This is a genomic window from Burkholderia sp. USMB20 (genome assembly GCF_000949135.2).
In the GTDB taxonomy this organism is placed as follows: Bacteria; Pseudomonadota; Gammaproteobacteria; order Burkholderiales; family Burkholderiaceae; genus Burkholderia.
The window spans coordinates 101834-115477 of sequence record NZ_JTAN02000019.1 but is presented as its reverse complement, the minus strand read 5'-3'; the positions used below and the strand labels follow the sequence as shown (position 1 = coordinate 115477).

Below are 13644 nucleotides of genomic sequence, written 5' to 3'. Positions count from 1 at the left end.
GCTCAACACGCCAACAACATGGCAGTGGCAGCGTCCGGACACACGCCTTGAAACTGGCTGGACGCCAGCAACGGGCGCGGTACATCCTCGCGGGCGACGCGCACGAAACCAAAACCGGCGAAATAGTCCTCCGCGGTCGTCGTCAGCAACCCGATCGCATGGACCGAGCGTGCGCGGCACGTCGCGATCAGCCGCGCAACGATCGCGCGGCCGACGCCGCTCCCTTGCGCGCGCGGTGCGACGGCGATCGACCGGATCAGCACGAAGTCTCCGTGGTATTCCATACCGCCGCATCCGGTCAACGCGGGCGGATCGGCGAGCACGATGAAGTTTTCCAGATGCTCCGCGACACCCGCAGTCGGCAGGTTCGACGCGCGAAGCAATGCCTCGATCGCGGCCAGGTCGGATAACGCTGCAGAACGAAGTTGCATGACATCGATTCCCGATTGGATGAGCGGTACCCGTACGGTTCAAATCCCCCGCTGATTCACCCGCTTCGACAACGCGTCCGCGCTTTCCTTCCGTTCGCTGTACCGGTCGACCAGATACGGGCCGATGTCGCGCGTCAGCAGCGTGAACTTCACCAGTTCCTCCATCACGTCGACGACGCGATCGAAATAGGCCGACGGCTTCATCCGCCCCGCTTCGTCGAATTCCATGAACGCCTTGGCCACCGACGACTGGTTCGGGATCGTCAGCATGCGCATCCAGCGTCCGAGTACGCGCATCTGGTTTACCGCATTGAACGACTGCGAGCCGCCGCTGACCTGCATCACCGCAAGCGTCTTGCCCTGCGTCGGCCGCACCGCGCCGACCGACAGCGGAATCCAGTCGATCTGCGACTTCATGATGCCGGTCATCGCGCCATGTCGTTCCGGCGAGCACCAGACCATCCCCTCCGACCACATCACCAGCTCGCGCAATTCGACCACCTTCGGGTGACTTTCGGGCGCATCGTCGGGCAGCGGCAGGCCGCTCGGATTGAACACGCGCACCTCGGCGCCCATCGCCGTGAGCAGGCGCTCGGCCTCCTCGACCAGCAGGCGACTGAACGAACGCTCGCGCAGCGAACCGTAAAGCAGCAGGAGACGGGGCGGATGCGTCGACGGCGACGCCGGCCGCAAGCGGCTCGCGTCCGGTACGCGAAAGAGATCGGCGTCGAGTTGCGGCAGGTCGGTCAGTCGGTCGGTCATGGATGGATTCCGTGGTTTGCTCAAGCGCGCTCGTACCAGCCCTTCGACCGGTTCACGATGCGCACCACCAGCAGCATGACCGGCACTTCGATCAGCACGCCGACGACGGTCGCGAGCGCCGCGCCGGAATGGAAACCGAACAGGCTGATCGCGGCCGCGACGGCCAGCTCGAAGAAGTTGGACGCGCCGATCAGCGCCGACGGGCATGCAATGTTGTGCTTCTCGCCCACGGCGCGATTGAGCCAGTATGCGAGCGCGGCGTTGAAGAACACCTGGATCAGGATCGGCACCGCGAGCAGCGCGATCACCAGCGGCTGCTTCAGGATCGCTTCGCCCTGGAACGCGAACAGCAGCACGAGCGTGGCCAGCAGCGCGGCGATCGACCACGGGCCGATCTTCGCCATCGCGGCGTCGAACGCAGCTTGCCCGTTCGCGAGCAACACCTTGCGCCAGATCTGCGCGAGGATCACCGGAATCACGATGTAGAGCACGACCGACGTGAGCAGCGTCGCCCACGGCACGGTAATCGCGGACATCCCCAGCAGCAGCCCGACCAGCGGCGCGAACGCGATCACCATGATGCTGTCGTTCAGCGCGACCTGCGACAGCGTGAACAGCGGATCGCCGCCGGTCAGCCGGCTCCACACGAACACCATCGCCGTGCACGGCGCGGCGGCCAGCAGGATCAAACCGGCGATGTAGCTGTCGAGCTGGTCCGCCGGCAGCATCGGCGCGAACAGATGCCGGATGAACAGCCAGCCGAGAAACGCCATCGAGAACGGCTTGACCAGCCAGTTCACGACGAGCGTGACGCCGATACCTTTGACGTGCTGACGCACTTCATGCAACGCCCCGAAGTCGACCTTGACCAGCATCGGGATGATCATCACCCAGATCAGCAGCCCGACCGGTAGATTGACCTGCGCGTACTCCATGCGGCCGATTTGCTGGAACACGCCGGGCAGCACCTGGCCGAGCGCAATGCCGGCGACGATGCACAGCGCGACCCACACCGTCAGGTAGCGCTCGAAGAAATTGATGGAAGGCTTTACGACGGCCTTGCCCGGCGGGGCGACATTGGAAGTGTTCATTGCGAGGTGTTCAGTCTTGAAGTCGTTGGCGGTCGCTCGTTTCCGCAGATCGCCATCCGAATGGTCAGTTTTGTGAGATCTCGGTCAACGCCGCCTGGAGTTCGGCATTGCTCATGCGATCGAGCGGCAGTGCCAGCAACTGCAGCATGCGATAGCCGATCGCTTGCCGCGTCAGTTCGAAGGCGAGACGCTTCCCGTCATCGCCGCCCGTCGCGTTCGACGGATCGGCGTAGCCCCAATGGACTTTGACGGGACTGCCGGGCCAGTACGGGCACGTCTCTGCCGCTGCGCTATCGCATACCGTGATGACGACGCGCATCTCGGGCGCACCATCAACAGTGAACTCGTCCCAGCTCTTGCTGCGGTAGCCGCTCACGTCGACGCCGGCGTTCGTCAGCGCTTCCAGCGCGAACGGATTGAGGCGACCGCTCGGCGCACTGCCGGCGCTGTATGCCCGCACGTCCTTGCCGAGCTTCGCGGCCCAATGATTCAGCATCCCTTCCGACAGCACGCTTCGTGCTGAATTGTGGGTGCAGAGAATCAGTACATTCGTGGTCATGTCAGTACATCCAAAATTACTGTTGGCCGATTTCACGCACCGATTTCTGCAGCGCGACGTTATCGAGTTTGGTGATCGGCAATGACAGAAGCAGGTCGATCCGACGCTTCAACGTCAGCGCCGCGTCGTGCATGGCCTGCTGCTTCCGTTCGTCGGAGCCTTCGACTTCGGCCGGATCGGGGACGCCCCAGTGCGCGGTGATCGGTTGACCGGGCCAGATCGGGCAGACTTCGCCAGCGGCCTTGTCGCACACGGTGAAGACAAAATCGAGCGGGGGTGCTTCAGGCGCCGCGAACTCGTCCCAGCTCTTGCTTCGATACCCGTCGGTCGGCAATTGCCAACGCGCCAGTTCGCGCAGCGCGAACGGATTCACCTCGCCTTTCGGATGACTGCCGGCCGAATAGGCGACGAAGCGCCCATCGCCAAGCTGGTTCATCAGGCCTTCGGACAGGATCGATCGGGCGGAATTGCCCGTGCAGATGAACAGCACGTTGTAGGGCTTGTCGCTCATGGATGGACCTCAGCAGCAGGATGATTTCACCGGCACGCCGATCGGCTTGCCGCGCGCAGGGGTACAGCAAGCAGAAGCATCGGCATTCGATTCGGCCGACTGCGAATTACGGGATTCACCGAAGGTCGGCACGTCTCCGAGCGTCTGGTACGTCTCCCAGGCGATGCCTTGCGGGTCGACCGTCCAGTATTTGTCGGAGCGCGCGTAGCAGCACGCCGTACCGATTTGCTCGTCGACCGGCAGCGACGCGCCGTTGAGACGCGTGTGCATTTCCGCCAGCTCGGCTTCGTTTTCGACCTGTACACCAAGGTGATCGAGACCGGGCGCAGCGCCGCGGTGCGAAATCGCGAAGTTGACGCGAGGATCATCGAGCATCCACTTCGCGTAGTCGCGCTTGACGACGGTCGGCTCGGCAGCGAACAGCGCCGAATAGAAACGGATGCTGTCAGCGAGGTTCGGCACGCTGATGTGCACGTGGAAGCGCTTCATGATTGTTGCTCCTTGGCCGGGGAACATGTGCCCGCAGGCGAGCAGGGATTACCGCCGCAGCAGTTCTCCGTGAGGTAAGCCAGCAGGCCGTTCATCGTGGCGAAGTTCGCGCAGTAGAAGACGAAACGGCCTTCCTGGCGGCTGGTGACGAGTTGCGCATGCGCCAGTTCCTTCAGATGAAAGGAGAGCGATGACGGCGGCACGTCCAGCAGCGTGGCGATCTGCCCGGCCGGCATGCCTTCCGGCCCCGCCTGCACGAGGGCGCGGAAAACCGCGAGGCGGGACTCGTGGGCGAGCGCCGCGAGGGCGTCAATGGTTTCGTTCGTTTCCATGTTTCGATAATAATCGAAATATGGAATAGATGCATGGTGTCCAAAAATTTTTTCTGTTGGCCTGGTTGCGGAGGCGCGGTTTTCGCGCGGCCTCAGGAGGCATCGCAACCAAGACGCCGGGCTCGGCCGGAACCGCTACCCGAACCGGCGGTAACGCATCGATCCCGGCCGCGTCACACCGTCACGACCATTCTTCGGGCGGCATCGCGCCGCCGTCATCCTCCCACTGCGGCTCGCCCGCCCCTTCCTTGCGGGTCGGCGCCACCGGCCCGTTCCCGCTGCTGCGTTCGTTTCGCCGCGTGCCGTCGCGGGACGTCGCCGCGCGCACGCGCGCCCGCGTGCGGGTCGGTGCGACGGTCCGCTGTTCGCTGCCGCGGCGCTCGTCGGTCGACGTCGCGTCCTGGGTCTGTCGCGCATTCGAAGCTACGTTCATGTGTGCCCTCCCGGCTCATTGAAAGAGACCTTCGTTGAGATGCGCAGCAATTCGGGTGCCGCCTGTCGGGCAAGCGCCTTGCTCCCCCGTTTCGTACCGCAACCCTTTCCGGAGCCGACCATGCCGATCGACCGCAGCACGCCGCCCGCAACGCGTCACCGTCTCGGCGAATGGATGGCCCGTGAGGAATCGCAGATGGCCGGGTACCGCGCGAACATTGCGAACGCAGCGCGCGCGCAGGCCGGCGAACAGCTGCGCACGCCGGCCGTGCAGGCGCTCGCGCGGCTGTTCGACGACAACGCGGTGCTGCGCATGAGCCTCACCCGCGCGATCGACGAGGCGCTCGAAGCGGGCCGCATGCTCGGCTACGCATCGATCGGCGAACTGATGACCGTGATCGACCACCTGATGACCTACACGCCGCCGTTCAGCGAAACGAGCCTGGTCGTGTGCCCGCTGAACGCGTTTCTCGACTGGCCGATGTGCATGCCGTCGGGCCACGCGGTGTTTCGCGACGCGGCGGTCAACGCGCACCTGAAGCAGGTGCTGAACGTGTGGTGCGACTTCCTCGGCGGCCCGCATTCGCGCGCGCATCTCGACACGTCGCCGCCCGACGGCTGGTTCTGCGATGCAGCGCGCACGCGCGTCGGCCTGTCGCAGTTCCAGTATCGCGAGGACCAGCCGCACTGGGGCTTCGACTCGTGGAACGACTTCTTCACGCGGCGCTTTCGCGCGGGTGCGCGGCCGGTCGCGGCGCCGGACGATCCGCACGTGATCGTCAGCGCGTGCGAGGCCGCGCCGTATCACACCGAATCCAGCGTGAAGATCCGCGACAGGTTCTGGATCAAGGGGCAGCCGTATTCGCTGCGCGACATCTTCACGCCCGCGCGGCTGCCGCTTGCCGAGCGCTTCGTCGGCGGCGACCTCTACCAGGCGTATCTGAGCGCGTACAACTATCACCGCTGGCACGCGCCGGTGCGCGGCACCGTCACGCACGCGTACCGGGTCGACGGCACCTACTACTCGGTCGCGGAAGCGGAAGGCCCGGACCCGGCCGGGCTCAACGACTCGCAGGGCTACATGACGGCCGTCGCCGCGCGCGCGGTGGTCGCGATCGACTGCGACGACCCGGGGATCGGGACGGTAGCCGCGGTGTTCGTCGGGATGGGCGACGTGTCGTCGTGCGTGATCGAGGTCGTGCCGGGGCAGCGAATCGACAAGGGCGACGAGATCGGCTATTTCCAGTACGGCGGCTCGACCTGCTGCCTGCTGTTCGAACCGGGCGTGATCGACCGCTTCCAGTGCGCGCCGCCGTTCGACGGCGATACGCCGGCCGTGCAGGTCAACGCACCGGTCGCGATCGCGCACTGAGCCGCGCGGTTCGGCATCACGCGTCGGCACTGCCGAACCCGCGCCCGGCGTGCCGCAGCATGCGCTGCACGATCGACAGCCCGTCCGGCGTCAGGGCGAGCCGGCTCGCGCCCGATGCGTCGGCGCGCATCTCGATCAGGTGTTGTTCCACCAACGCGACGATATCTTCGCGGTCGGCCTGGATCTGTTCCGGCGCGCGATGGACCAGGAATAGTGCGGCAAATTCATGTGCGGTCAGCATGTTGTCTCCCCCATTTGACGGCTTGGCGCGATACGACGATGGCATCGCGCCGGCGCAGGCGCGAATCGTGCGCCGCGATCTGAGGAGACATGCAGGGAATGTGCCAGTATCTGGGACGGAGCGGCCCGGCGCCCGGCCGGCGCGCGGCGTGATGTGTCACTTCAAGGCGCTCGGGGGCCGCTGCAAAGTTTTCAACGGCGTGTAATGGCGCCCAATGGTGCGAATGGAACGGCACGGGCGCACTGCGGCACGGCAGCGGCACGCGCCGCATGCCCCACCGACTCACGACTTCCGCGAACGGAACATCCCGGCGCGGGCGGTTTTGCCCGCCGCCTTGTCGCGCACGCGGAAGTAGCCGCTGTGGAGTTCCACGCCGCCCTTGCCGTCGACCAGCACGTCCGCGCACGCCGCCTCGATGCGCGCGCGGCCGCGCTCGAACGCGTCGCGCAAGTCGGCTTCGAGCGCGGAGCGCGCGCCGAAATGATCCTCGAGCGCTTCGACCGTGATCGTGCAGGTTTGCGGCTTCCCGTCGACCTCGACGACGAAACGCATCAGCAGCGCCGCACCGTCGAACTCGGGCGGCGCGTCGGTCAGCGTCACGTGGCGAACGGGTTCGGCCGGCATCGCTCAGGGCCCCCGCGACGCGAGGCACTGCACCAGCGCGCCGTTGAATGCGGGCAGGTCGGCGGGCTTGCGGCTCGTGATCAGGTTGCCGTCGCGCACGACCTCCTGGTCGACCCACTTGCCGCCCGCATTGCGGATGTCGTCCTGCAGGCTCGGCCAGCTCGTCATCGTGCGGCCGTCCACCAGCCCGGACGACACCAGCAGCCAGCCGCCGTGACAGATCGCGGCAATCGGCTTGCCCGCGCCGACGGCCGCGGTCACGAATTCGCGCGCGGCCGGCAGCATCCGGATCGCGTCGCCGTTGACCACGCCGCCCGGCAGCACGACCGCGTCGTAATCGCCTTCGCGCGCATCGTCGAACGTGCGGTCGACCTTTACGCGATCGCCCTTGTCGACGTGCCTGAACCCCTGGATCTCGCCGCGCTTCTGCGAAATCACGTCGACCTGCGCGCCCTCTGCCGTCAGTGCCCGCTGCGGTTCGACGAGCTCGGCTTCCTCGAAGCCGTCGACCGCGAGTATCGCTACCTTGCAATGATCCAGCTTGCCGATCATGAATCGCTCCCTGTCGTGTTGTGGCACCGGATGTGCCGTACCCTGCTGTATCCATCGACGCAGCAATGGGCGTGCCGCGCCCGTCGGGATGGCGGCCGGCGCGGCGCCGCCTTGATGGGGCGCGACCCGCGATCGGCGATCGGCGGTTGGCGGTTGGCGGCGCGCATGCGCGTCGCGGCGTGATGCGTGCGCCTATTGGACAGCGCCGCGCGGCGCCTGCAAAGATTTCAACGACGGATGTAACGTGACGCCGGCAATACCCGCGACTATCGGAGGCACCCGCCCGGCGGCCTGCATGCGGGGCCGTACCCGCCGCCGGCCGGTGCCGGCCCCGCGCTCACTGCAGGTGCCGCGCGGCGTCGAGCATCGCGTCGGTCAGCTCGATCGTCAGCGTCAGGTCCTCGGTGACGTCAGGCAGCGCGTCGAGCGTGGCCTGCACGCTGTCGTGCAGCATCGCGTGCACGCGCATCCGCGCGGGTTCGTCGAGGTCCGCATAGCGCTCCATCGTGTCGCAGTTGAGCGCGAGCACGACCGCGTGCCGCGCGGTATCGCGCGGCGCATCGGGCGCGAGCGCCCACGCCGCATGAAACATGATCCTGCCGGTCGCGACGTCGACATGAACCGTCGTATCGAGACCCTCGGTCTCGGCGGCGTCGGCGTCCAGCGCATCGTCGTCGAGCGAGATCCGGGAATTCGATTGCATGTTGTCCTCCTGCGTAGTGGCGGCAGGCCGGCCTCGCGGGTAGCGCCGCCAGCGCGCCGCGCCGGGCGCCGGCGCGACGCCGTGATCGTCAATAGCCGCTCGACCCCGCGCTGCCCGTGCTGCCACCGCCCGAGCCGGTCGTCCCCGGCAAGCGGCTATTGCCGGCGCCCGCGCCAGTTCCGCCCGGGGCCGCACCGGCACCGCCCATGCCCGCGCTGCCGCCGGCACCGCTCGTACCGGTGCTGCCCGTACCGGGGGTGCCCATTCCGGTGCTGCCGGTACCGCTGCCGGTACTGCCCATTCCGGTGCTGCCGGTGCCGCCCGTCGCGCCGCCGCCCATGCTGCCGGCCCCGGCGCCAGTCATGCCGCCGGGCTTGCTGCGCACGTCCGGTTGACCGCGCGGACCCGTGCCGCGCGGCGCCTGCATACGGGTCGCGGGCGGCGGCGCCGCCGTGTTGCCGTTCGACAGGTTGCCGCCGCTGCCCTGCGCCGACGTGTCCGGCGGCGACAGGATCGGCGCGCCGGTGCCCTCGTCGGAACGTTGCGAATTCTGTGCCCATGCGGCCGGTGCGGCCGCGACGAGCACGACGGCCGCGCACGCGAGGATCCGGCGCGCGGCAGATTTCGATTCGGATGCTGGCTTCATGGAGCGCTCTCCCTCAATGGAACCGCCGTAGTGGAATGGCCTGCGCCTTCGATTCAGCAAGGCCCGTGCCGCCACCGACAGGCGGCACGCGAATTGCGGCACCACCCGGACACCCAAGACCCGCGATCCATCCCGATTCCATAGGGAGAGCCCTGCCATGCCTTCAGCTTCAGCTTCCCATCCGCACGGCAAACGCGCGACGCGCCGCCCGGGCCGTGCGCGCAGCAACGATCCGCAGCACCGCAAGCGCTGGTCCGCCGACGTCATGCAACGAAGCGATGCGCTCGACATCGAGCCCGAGATCTTCAAGTCCGACGACCCGGGCAAGATCGCCGCGTCGCTCAAGCGCTCGGCCGAACACAGCCGCCGACGCAAGGGAACACCGTTCCAGTCGGCGATGTCGATGCTGAACTTCTACGTGAACCGCGCGGGCCGCAACCTGCCGAAGACGCGCCGCGCGACGCTCGAACGTGCGAAGCGCAAACTGCGCGAGGCGTTCGGCCGCAAGCCGTGACGGCCCCCGCCGGTTCACCGTCGACCTGCCCGGCCTGCCCGCATGCATGAAACGTTGTGGTATCTGATCATCGGCGCGGTGCTGATGGGCATGGGCATCGTGACGTCGGCGCTGCGCCATCTGCCGTGCAGCAGCGCGATGATCTATCTTGCTCTCGGTGTCGCGCTCGGCCCGTCCGGCGCCGGGCTCCTGCATCTCGACATCCAGCGCGACGCGCCGCTGCTGCGCGAGATCGTCGAGGTCGCGCTGCTGGTATCGCTGTTCGCGATCGGGCTGCGGCTGCGCGTGCCGCTGTCCGACCCGCTGTGGCGCGTGCCGTGCCGGCTCGGCCTGCTCGCGATGATCGTCACGGTGCCGCTGCTCGCCGGCTGCGCGGTCCTGACGCTCGGGCTCGGCTGGGGCCCCGCGCTACTGCTCGCGGCGATCCTCGCGCCGACCGACCCGGTGCTCGCGCACGACGTGCAGGTGCATGATCCCGGCGATCGCGACCTGGTGCGCTTCGCACTGTCCGGCGAAGGCGGCCTGAACGACGGCATCGCGCTGCCGTTCGCGCTCGCGGGCCTCGCGCTGTGCGGCGCGTCCGATGCGCCGCACGGGCCGCCGCCGCTGTCGGGCGCGTTCGCGCTGGCCGCGCTGTGGGGCATCGCGGGCGCGGCCGCGATCGGCGGCATGCTCGGCGCGGCGACCACCACCGCGATCGGCTGGCTGCGCACCCGTCATGCGCAGGCACTCGGGTTCGAAGGCTTCTTCGCGCTCGCGTTGATCGTGCTGTCGTTCGGTGCCGCGCAGCTCGCGCATACGTTCGGCTTCATCGCGACGTTCGCCGCGGGCGTCGCGATGCGCCGCGTCGAGCATCGCGCGAGCGGTGACCGCCGGCCGCGCGAAGTGATCGGCCGGGTCGATTCGGAAGACGTGGTCGCGACCGAGAAACACCCGGAGAAAGCGCACGCGTTCATGACCGAATCGGTGCTCGACTTCACGATCGAGCTCGAGCGGATCGCCGAGGCGCTCGTGATGACGATGATCGGCGGCGTGCTCGCCACGCTGACGACGCCGCTCTTCACGTGGGGCTCGGCCGCGCTCGCCGTCGCGCTGTTCGTCGCCGTGCGGCCGCTCGCGGTGCTGCCGGCGCTCGCCGGCTCGCGCGCGACGCCGGCGCAGCGCCGGCTGCTGGCATGGTTCGGGATACGCGGGATCGGCTCGTTCTACTACCTGCTGTTCGCGCTCGAGCACGGGCCGTCCAGCGCGGTGCGGCCGCTCGCGGCGCCGGTGCTGGCCGTCGTGTCGGCGTCGGTGATCGCGCACGGCGTGTCCGCGACGCCGCTGATGGACTGGTATCACCGCCTGCAGCAGCGTCGGCGCTGACGGCGCGGTCACGACATGCCGAGACGCGCACGCATCTGCGCGGTGATCCGCTGCCGCGTGCCGGCATAGTCTTCCCAAGGGTCGCGCTTCAGCCGGTCGAGCCGCTCGTGCAGCGTGTCGATCGTCCATTGCGCGCCGCCCGTGGTGGTTGGCACCTCGTCCCAGCGCAGCGGCACCGACACGCCCAGCCCGGGCCGCGCCCGCACCGAATACGCGGCGATTGTGCTCGCACCGCGGCCGTTGCGCAGGTAGTCGATGAAGATCTTGCCGCGCCGGTGACGCGCGCCCATCGTCGCGGTGAAACGGTCGGGCAGCGCGCCCGCGACATGCCGCGCGAGCGCGCGCGAGAAGTCCTTCGCGTCGTCCCAGCCCAGGTGCCGCGCGATCGGCACGACGACGTGCAGCCCCTTGCCGCCGCTCGTCTTGCAGAACGACGCGAGGCCCAGTTCGTCGAGCAGCCCGCGCACGAGCTGCGCGGCGTCGGTCATCGCGCTCCACGGCAGCGCCGGATCGGGATCGAGGTCGAACACGATCCGGTCCGGCCGCTCGATGTTCGACGCGTGCGCGTTCCATGTATGCAGCTCGATCGTGCCCATCTGCGCGGCGCCGAGCAGCGCGTCGACGCTGTCGAGCGACAGCAGCGGACCGTGGCCCGGATCGAGTCCTGCGTGCTGCGTGACGAACGGGATCTCGCGGCGCTCCGCATGCTTCTGGAAGAACAGCTCGCCCGCGATGTCGCCGGGCGCGCGCACGAGCGCCACGGGCCGGCCCTTCAGGTCCGGCAGCAGCCACGGCGCGACCCATTGCCAGTAATGCGCGAGATCGATCTTGCGCGTGCCGCTCTGCGGATCGAGCACGCGCTCCGGATGGGTGATGCGCACGCGGCCGAGCGCGTCGGAATCGGTATCGTCGCGTGCTGCGTGGGGGGACGGGCGTGAACGTGCGTGGTGCTTGCGGCCCGTTGCATCTTGATCGGGGCGATCTGCGTGATTGGCATGCTCGGCGTGCTCGGCGTGCGACGTATGCGATGTATGCGACGTATGCGACGTATGCGACGTGCGATCGACGTGCTCCGCGTGCTTGCGTTCGCGCTTTTCGTGATGCGTGGTCTGGCGTCGCTCCATCGCCCCCTCCGTTTCCGGTTGCTTCGGCACTTCGCGGACGATCTGCGACGCCGGCTTGTCCTCGCGCAGCGCGATGAACGCGGCCTGCCGCACGATGCCGTCGCCGGTCCACTCGGCGAATTCGCATTCGGCGACGAGCGTCGGTTCGATCCAGTGCACGCGCGTGCGCGAGCGTTCGCGCGGCGGCGGATCGAACGGCGTCGTATCGCGTTGCTGCTTGCGCAGGATCGGTGCGAGCCGGTCGAGCATCCGCGTGTCGAAGCCGGTGCCGACGCGGCCGACGTAGCGCAGCGGCGCAGGCCCGCGCCGCCGCTTGCCGGCCGCTGCCGGCTCGTGCACGCCGAGCAGCAGCGCGCCGAAGCCGTGCCGGCTGCCCGACGGCTCGGTGTAACCGCCGATCACGAACTCCTGCCGGCGCCGGCATTTGAGCTTGATCCACGCGGGCGAGCGCCCGCCGCGATAGCGCGATTCCGCGCGCTTGCCGATCAGCCCTTCGAGGCCGGTATCGCAGGCGCTCGCGATCAGCGATGCGACGTCGTCGCCGAGATCCGGCGAAAAGCGCAGCCGCGCGGGGTCGCTGTCGGCGAGCAGCGGTTCGAGCAGGGCGCGGCGCGCGGTGAGCGGTGCGTCGCGCAAGTCGTAACCGTCGAGACAAGGCAGGTCGAACACGAACAGCGTGATCGCATCTGAATGCCCGGCGCCGATCGCGTTCTGCAGCGCCTGGAAGTCGGGGAGACCGTTCCTGCCGAGCACGACGGCCTCGCCGTCGAGCCAGGCGTCGTCGACGTCGAGCGCCGCGAGCGCGTCGCGCTGCGCGCGCAGCTTCGCGGTCCAGTCGCGGCCTTCGCGCGTCATCAGCTTCACGTGTCGGCGGGCGCCCTTGCCCGCAATGCGCGCGAGGATCCGGTAGCCGTCGAATTTCAGTTCGTAGCGCCAGTCGCCCTGCGTCGGCGGGCCGTCGACCAGCGTCGCGAGTTGCGGCGCGACGCGCTCGGGCAGCGGCGCGCGTACCGCACCGTCGATCTCGGACGGATCGGCGGGCCGGCGGGCTCGGCTTTCTCGGCTTTCTCGGCTTTCTCGGCTTTCTCGGCTGTCGCGGCTGTCGCGGCTGTCGCGGCTGTCGCGGCTGTCGCGGCCATCGCGGCCATCGCGGCCATCGCGGCTATGATCGTCATGCGCTGCGGCACGCATGTCGGTCGAGTCGCGCCGGCCGCGTTGCGCTCCGCGCGCGCGCGTCGAGCGGCCCGCGGCATCCGCACGCGTCGCCGACGCCGCCCCGTCATGCACACTCCCCGGCAGTTCGCCGACGACGTCGAATTCGGCCTCGCTGCGCGCGTCGTCGTCGCGCTCCTTGATCAGCAGCCACTGCACCTGTCGCCCCTCCTGCCGTCCGCTGCGCACGAGCGCCCAGCCGCCGTGCAGCTTTTCGCCGTCGAGCCGGAACGTCAGCTTGCCCGCGCGATAGCCGTCGCGTGCCTGCGCGAGGCCGCCGTCGGGCGTCCAGGTGCCTTCGTCCCATACGATGACCGCCCCCGCGCCGTAATGCCCGGCCGGAATCTCGCCTTCGAACGACGCGTATTCGAGCGGATGATCCTCGACCTGCACGGCGAGGCGCTTCACCGACGGATCGACGCTCGGCCCCTTCGGCACGGCCCACGACTTCAGCGTGCCGTCGAGTTCGAGCCGGAAGTCGTAATGCAGGCGCCGCGCGTGGTGCTCCTGGATCACGAAGCGCAGCGGGTGGCCGGCACGCCGGGTCGCCCGCCCGGAAGGTGTCGCGCTCGCCTTCGCGCGCCGCCGCCCGTGCGCGCCTTCGGGTTCCGGCGTCGCGTCGAAGCGGCGCTTGCGGCGATAGGGATCGAGCTTGCCGGCCATCGTGTCACCTCGCGTCGCCGC

At 68.5% G+C, this 13644-nt stretch carries 17 protein-coding genes; 3 read left to right on the top strand and 14 right to left on the bottom strand.

What is annotated here, in order from left to right:
• Positions 1–2 precede the first annotated feature (2 nt).
• The 8 genes from arsN2 to PL79_RS25030 all read right to left on the bottom strand — a co-directional run bounded on the left by arsN2 (position 3) and on the right by PL79_RS25030 (position 4608).
• Entirely contained in the window at positions 3–383 is a 381-nt protein-coding gene (gene arsN2, locus PL79_RS25065; protein WP_235879323.1) for an arsenic resistance N-acetyltransferase ArsN2, read from the bottom strand.
• A gap of 87 nt (positions 384–470) precedes the next feature.
• Complete coding sequence (gene arsH, locus PL79_RS25060; protein ID WP_044843405.1) at positions 471–1193, bottom strand: arsenical resistance protein ArsH; 723 nt, start codon at positions 1191–1193, stop codon at positions 471–473.
• A gap of 20 nt (positions 1194–1213) precedes the next feature.
• The gene (gene arsB / locus PL79_RS25055; protein ID WP_044843404.1) at positions 1214–2284 is read right to left on the bottom strand and encodes an ACR3 family arsenite efflux transporter; all 1071 of its coding nucleotides are present in this window, start codon (positions 2282–2284) and stop codon (positions 1214–1216) included.
• A gap of 64 nt (positions 2285–2348) precedes the next feature.
• The gene (locus PL79_RS25050; protein WP_044843403.1) at positions 2349–2843 is read right to left on the bottom strand and encodes an arsenate reductase ArsC; all 495 of its coding nucleotides are present in this window, start codon (positions 2841–2843) and stop codon (positions 2349–2351) included.
• 16 nt (positions 2844–2859) lie between these two features.
• The gene (locus tag PL79_RS25045) at positions 2860–3354 is read right to left on the bottom strand and encodes an arsenate reductase ArsC (protein WP_044843402.1); all 495 of its coding nucleotides are present in this window, start codon (positions 3352–3354) and stop codon (positions 2860–2862) included.
• A 9-nt stretch (positions 3355–3363) separates the two neighbouring features.
• Positions 3364–3843 carry an ArsI/CadI family heavy metal resistance metalloenzyme gene (locus tag PL79_RS25040; protein ID WP_044843401.1) on the bottom strand — a complete coding sequence of 160 codons (480 nt, stop codon included), beginning with the start codon at positions 3841–3843 and terminating at the stop codon, positions 3364–3366.
• Positions 3840–4175 (bottom strand): ArsR/SmtB family transcription factor, encoded by a 336-nt coding sequence (locus PL79_RS25035; protein WP_044843400.1) that lies wholly within the window; start codon positions 4173–4175, stop codon positions 3840–3842. The genes PL79_RS25040 and PL79_RS25035 overlap by 4 nt, the downstream gene beginning before the upstream one ends.
• A gap of 181 nt (positions 4176–4356) precedes the next feature.
• Complete coding sequence (locus tag PL79_RS25030) at positions 4357–4608, bottom strand: hypothetical protein (protein ID WP_044843399.1); 252 nt, start codon at positions 4606–4608, stop codon at positions 4357–4359.
• Positions 4609–4728: 120 nt separating this feature from the next.
• Here PL79_RS25030 and PL79_RS25025 point away from each other — a divergent pair, with 120 nt between their 5' ends.
• Positions 4729–5979, top strand: a complete 1251-nt coding sequence (locus PL79_RS25025; protein WP_044843398.1) for a phosphatidylserine decarboxylase family protein — start codon at positions 4729–4731, stop codon at positions 5977–5979.
• Positions 5980–5995: 16 nt separating this feature from the next.
• Here the strand turns inward: PL79_RS25025 and PL79_RS25020 are convergent, their stop codons facing one another.
• The 5 genes from PL79_RS25020 to PL79_RS25000 all read right to left on the bottom strand — a co-directional run bounded on the left by PL79_RS25020 (position 5996) and on the right by PL79_RS25000 (position 8745).
• Positions 5996–6220, bottom strand: coding sequence for a hypothetical protein (locus PL79_RS25020; protein ID WP_044843397.1), 225 nt, complete (start codon positions 6218–6220; stop codon positions 5996–5998).
• Between the two features lie 282 nt (positions 6221–6502).
• Complete coding sequence (locus tag PL79_RS25015; RefSeq protein ID WP_044843396.1) at positions 6503–6844, bottom strand: DUF1488 domain-containing protein; 342 nt, start codon at positions 6842–6844, stop codon at positions 6503–6505.
• 3 nt (positions 6845–6847) lie between these two features.
• Positions 6848–7396 carry a type 1 glutamine amidotransferase domain-containing protein gene (locus PL79_RS25010; RefSeq protein WP_044843395.1) on the bottom strand — a complete coding sequence of 183 codons (549 nt, stop codon included), beginning with the start codon at positions 7394–7396 and terminating at the stop codon, positions 6848–6850.
• Positions 7397–7733: 337 nt separating this feature from the next.
• Positions 7734–8099, bottom strand: a complete 366-nt coding sequence (locus PL79_RS25005; RefSeq protein ID WP_044843394.1) for a DUF3022 domain-containing protein — start codon at positions 8097–8099, stop codon at positions 7734–7736.
• Between the two features lie 88 nt (positions 8100–8187).
• Positions 8188–8745 carry a hypothetical protein gene (locus PL79_RS25000; RefSeq protein WP_044843393.1) on the bottom strand — a complete coding sequence of 186 codons (558 nt, stop codon included), beginning with the start codon at positions 8743–8745 and terminating at the stop codon, positions 8188–8190.
• Positions 8746–8902: 157 nt separating this feature from the next.
• On the opposite strand from PL79_RS25000, the gene PL79_RS24995 reads away from it, so the two are divergent.
• Together PL79_RS24995 and PL79_RS24990 are read left to right on the top strand one after the other, a co-directional pair.
• Entirely contained in the window at positions 8903–9259 is a 357-nt protein-coding gene (locus PL79_RS24995; protein ID WP_044843392.1) for a DUF3175 domain-containing protein, read from the top strand.
• A 42-nt stretch (positions 9260–9301) separates the two neighbouring features.
• The gene (locus PL79_RS24990) at positions 9302–10624 is read left to right on the top strand and encodes a cation:proton antiporter (protein ID WP_044843391.1); all 1323 of its coding nucleotides are present in this window, start codon (positions 9302–9304) and stop codon (positions 10622–10624) included.
• Between the two features lie 8 nt (positions 10625–10632).
• On the opposite strand, the gene ligD is transcribed toward PL79_RS24990, so the two are convergent.
• Positions 10633–13623 carry a DNA ligase D gene (gene ligD / locus PL79_RS24985; protein WP_044843390.1) on the bottom strand — a complete coding sequence of 997 codons (2991 nt, stop codon included), beginning with the start codon at positions 13621–13623 and terminating at the stop codon, positions 10633–10635.
• Between the last annotated feature and the right edge of the window lie 21 nt (positions 13624–13644).

Excerpts from the sequence above, each read along its gene's own strand:
- arsH (WP_044843405.1), bottom strand. The coding sequence starts at position 1,193 with ATGACCGACCGACTGACCGACCTGCCGCAACTCGACGCCGATCTCTTT.
- arsB (WP_044843404.1), bottom strand. The coding sequence starts at position 2,284 with ATGAACACTTCCAATGTCGCCCCGCCGGGCAAGGCCGTCGTAAAGCCT.
- PL79_RS25050 (WP_044843403.1), bottom strand. The coding sequence starts at position 2,843 with ATGACCACGAATGTACTGATTCTCTGCACCCACAATTCAGCACGAAGC.
- PL79_RS25045 (WP_044843402.1), bottom strand. The coding sequence starts at position 3,354 with ATGAGCGACAAGCCCTACAACGTGCTGTTCATCTGCACGGGCAATTCC.
- PL79_RS25040 (WP_044843401.1), bottom strand. The coding sequence starts at position 3,843 with ATGAAGCGCTTCCACGTGCACATCAGCGTGCCGAACCTCGCTGACAGC.
- PL79_RS25035 (WP_044843400.1), bottom strand. The coding sequence starts at position 4,175 with ATGGAAACGAACGAAACCATTGACGCCCTCGCGGCGCTCGCCCACGAG.
- PL79_RS25030 (WP_044843399.1), bottom strand. The coding sequence starts at position 4,608 with ATGAACGTAGCTTCGAATGCGCGACAGACCCAGGACGCGACGTCGACC.
- PL79_RS25025 (WP_044843398.1), top strand. The coding sequence starts at position 4,729 with ATGCCGATCGACCGCAGCACGCCGCCCGCAACGCGTCACCGTCTCGGC.
- PL79_RS25020 (WP_044843397.1), bottom strand. The coding sequence starts at position 6,220 with ATGCTGACCGCACATGAATTTGCCGCACTATTCCTGGTCCATCGCGCG.
- PL79_RS25015 (WP_044843396.1), bottom strand. The coding sequence starts at position 6,844 with ATGCCGGCCGAACCCGTTCGCCACGTGACGCTGACCGACGCGCCGCCC.
- PL79_RS25010 (WP_044843395.1), bottom strand. The coding sequence starts at position 7,396 with ATGATCGGCAAGCTGGATCATTGCAAGGTAGCGATACTCGCGGTCGAC.
- PL79_RS25005 (WP_044843394.1), bottom strand. The coding sequence starts at position 8,099 with ATGCAATCGAATTCCCGGATCTCGCTCGACGACGATGCGCTGGACGCC.
- PL79_RS25000 (WP_044843393.1), bottom strand. The coding sequence starts at position 8,745 with ATGAAGCCAGCATCCGAATCGAAATCTGCCGCGCGCCGGATCCTCGCG.
- PL79_RS24995 (WP_044843392.1), top strand. The coding sequence starts at position 8,903 with ATGCCTTCAGCTTCAGCTTCCCATCCGCACGGCAAACGCGCGACGCGC.
- PL79_RS24990 (WP_044843391.1), top strand. The coding sequence starts at position 9,302 with ATGCATGAAACGTTGTGGTATCTGATCATCGGCGCGGTGCTGATGGGC.
- ligD (WP_044843390.1), bottom strand. The coding sequence starts at position 13,623 with ATGGCCGGCAAGCTCGATCCCTATCGCCGCAAGCGCCGCTTCGACGCG.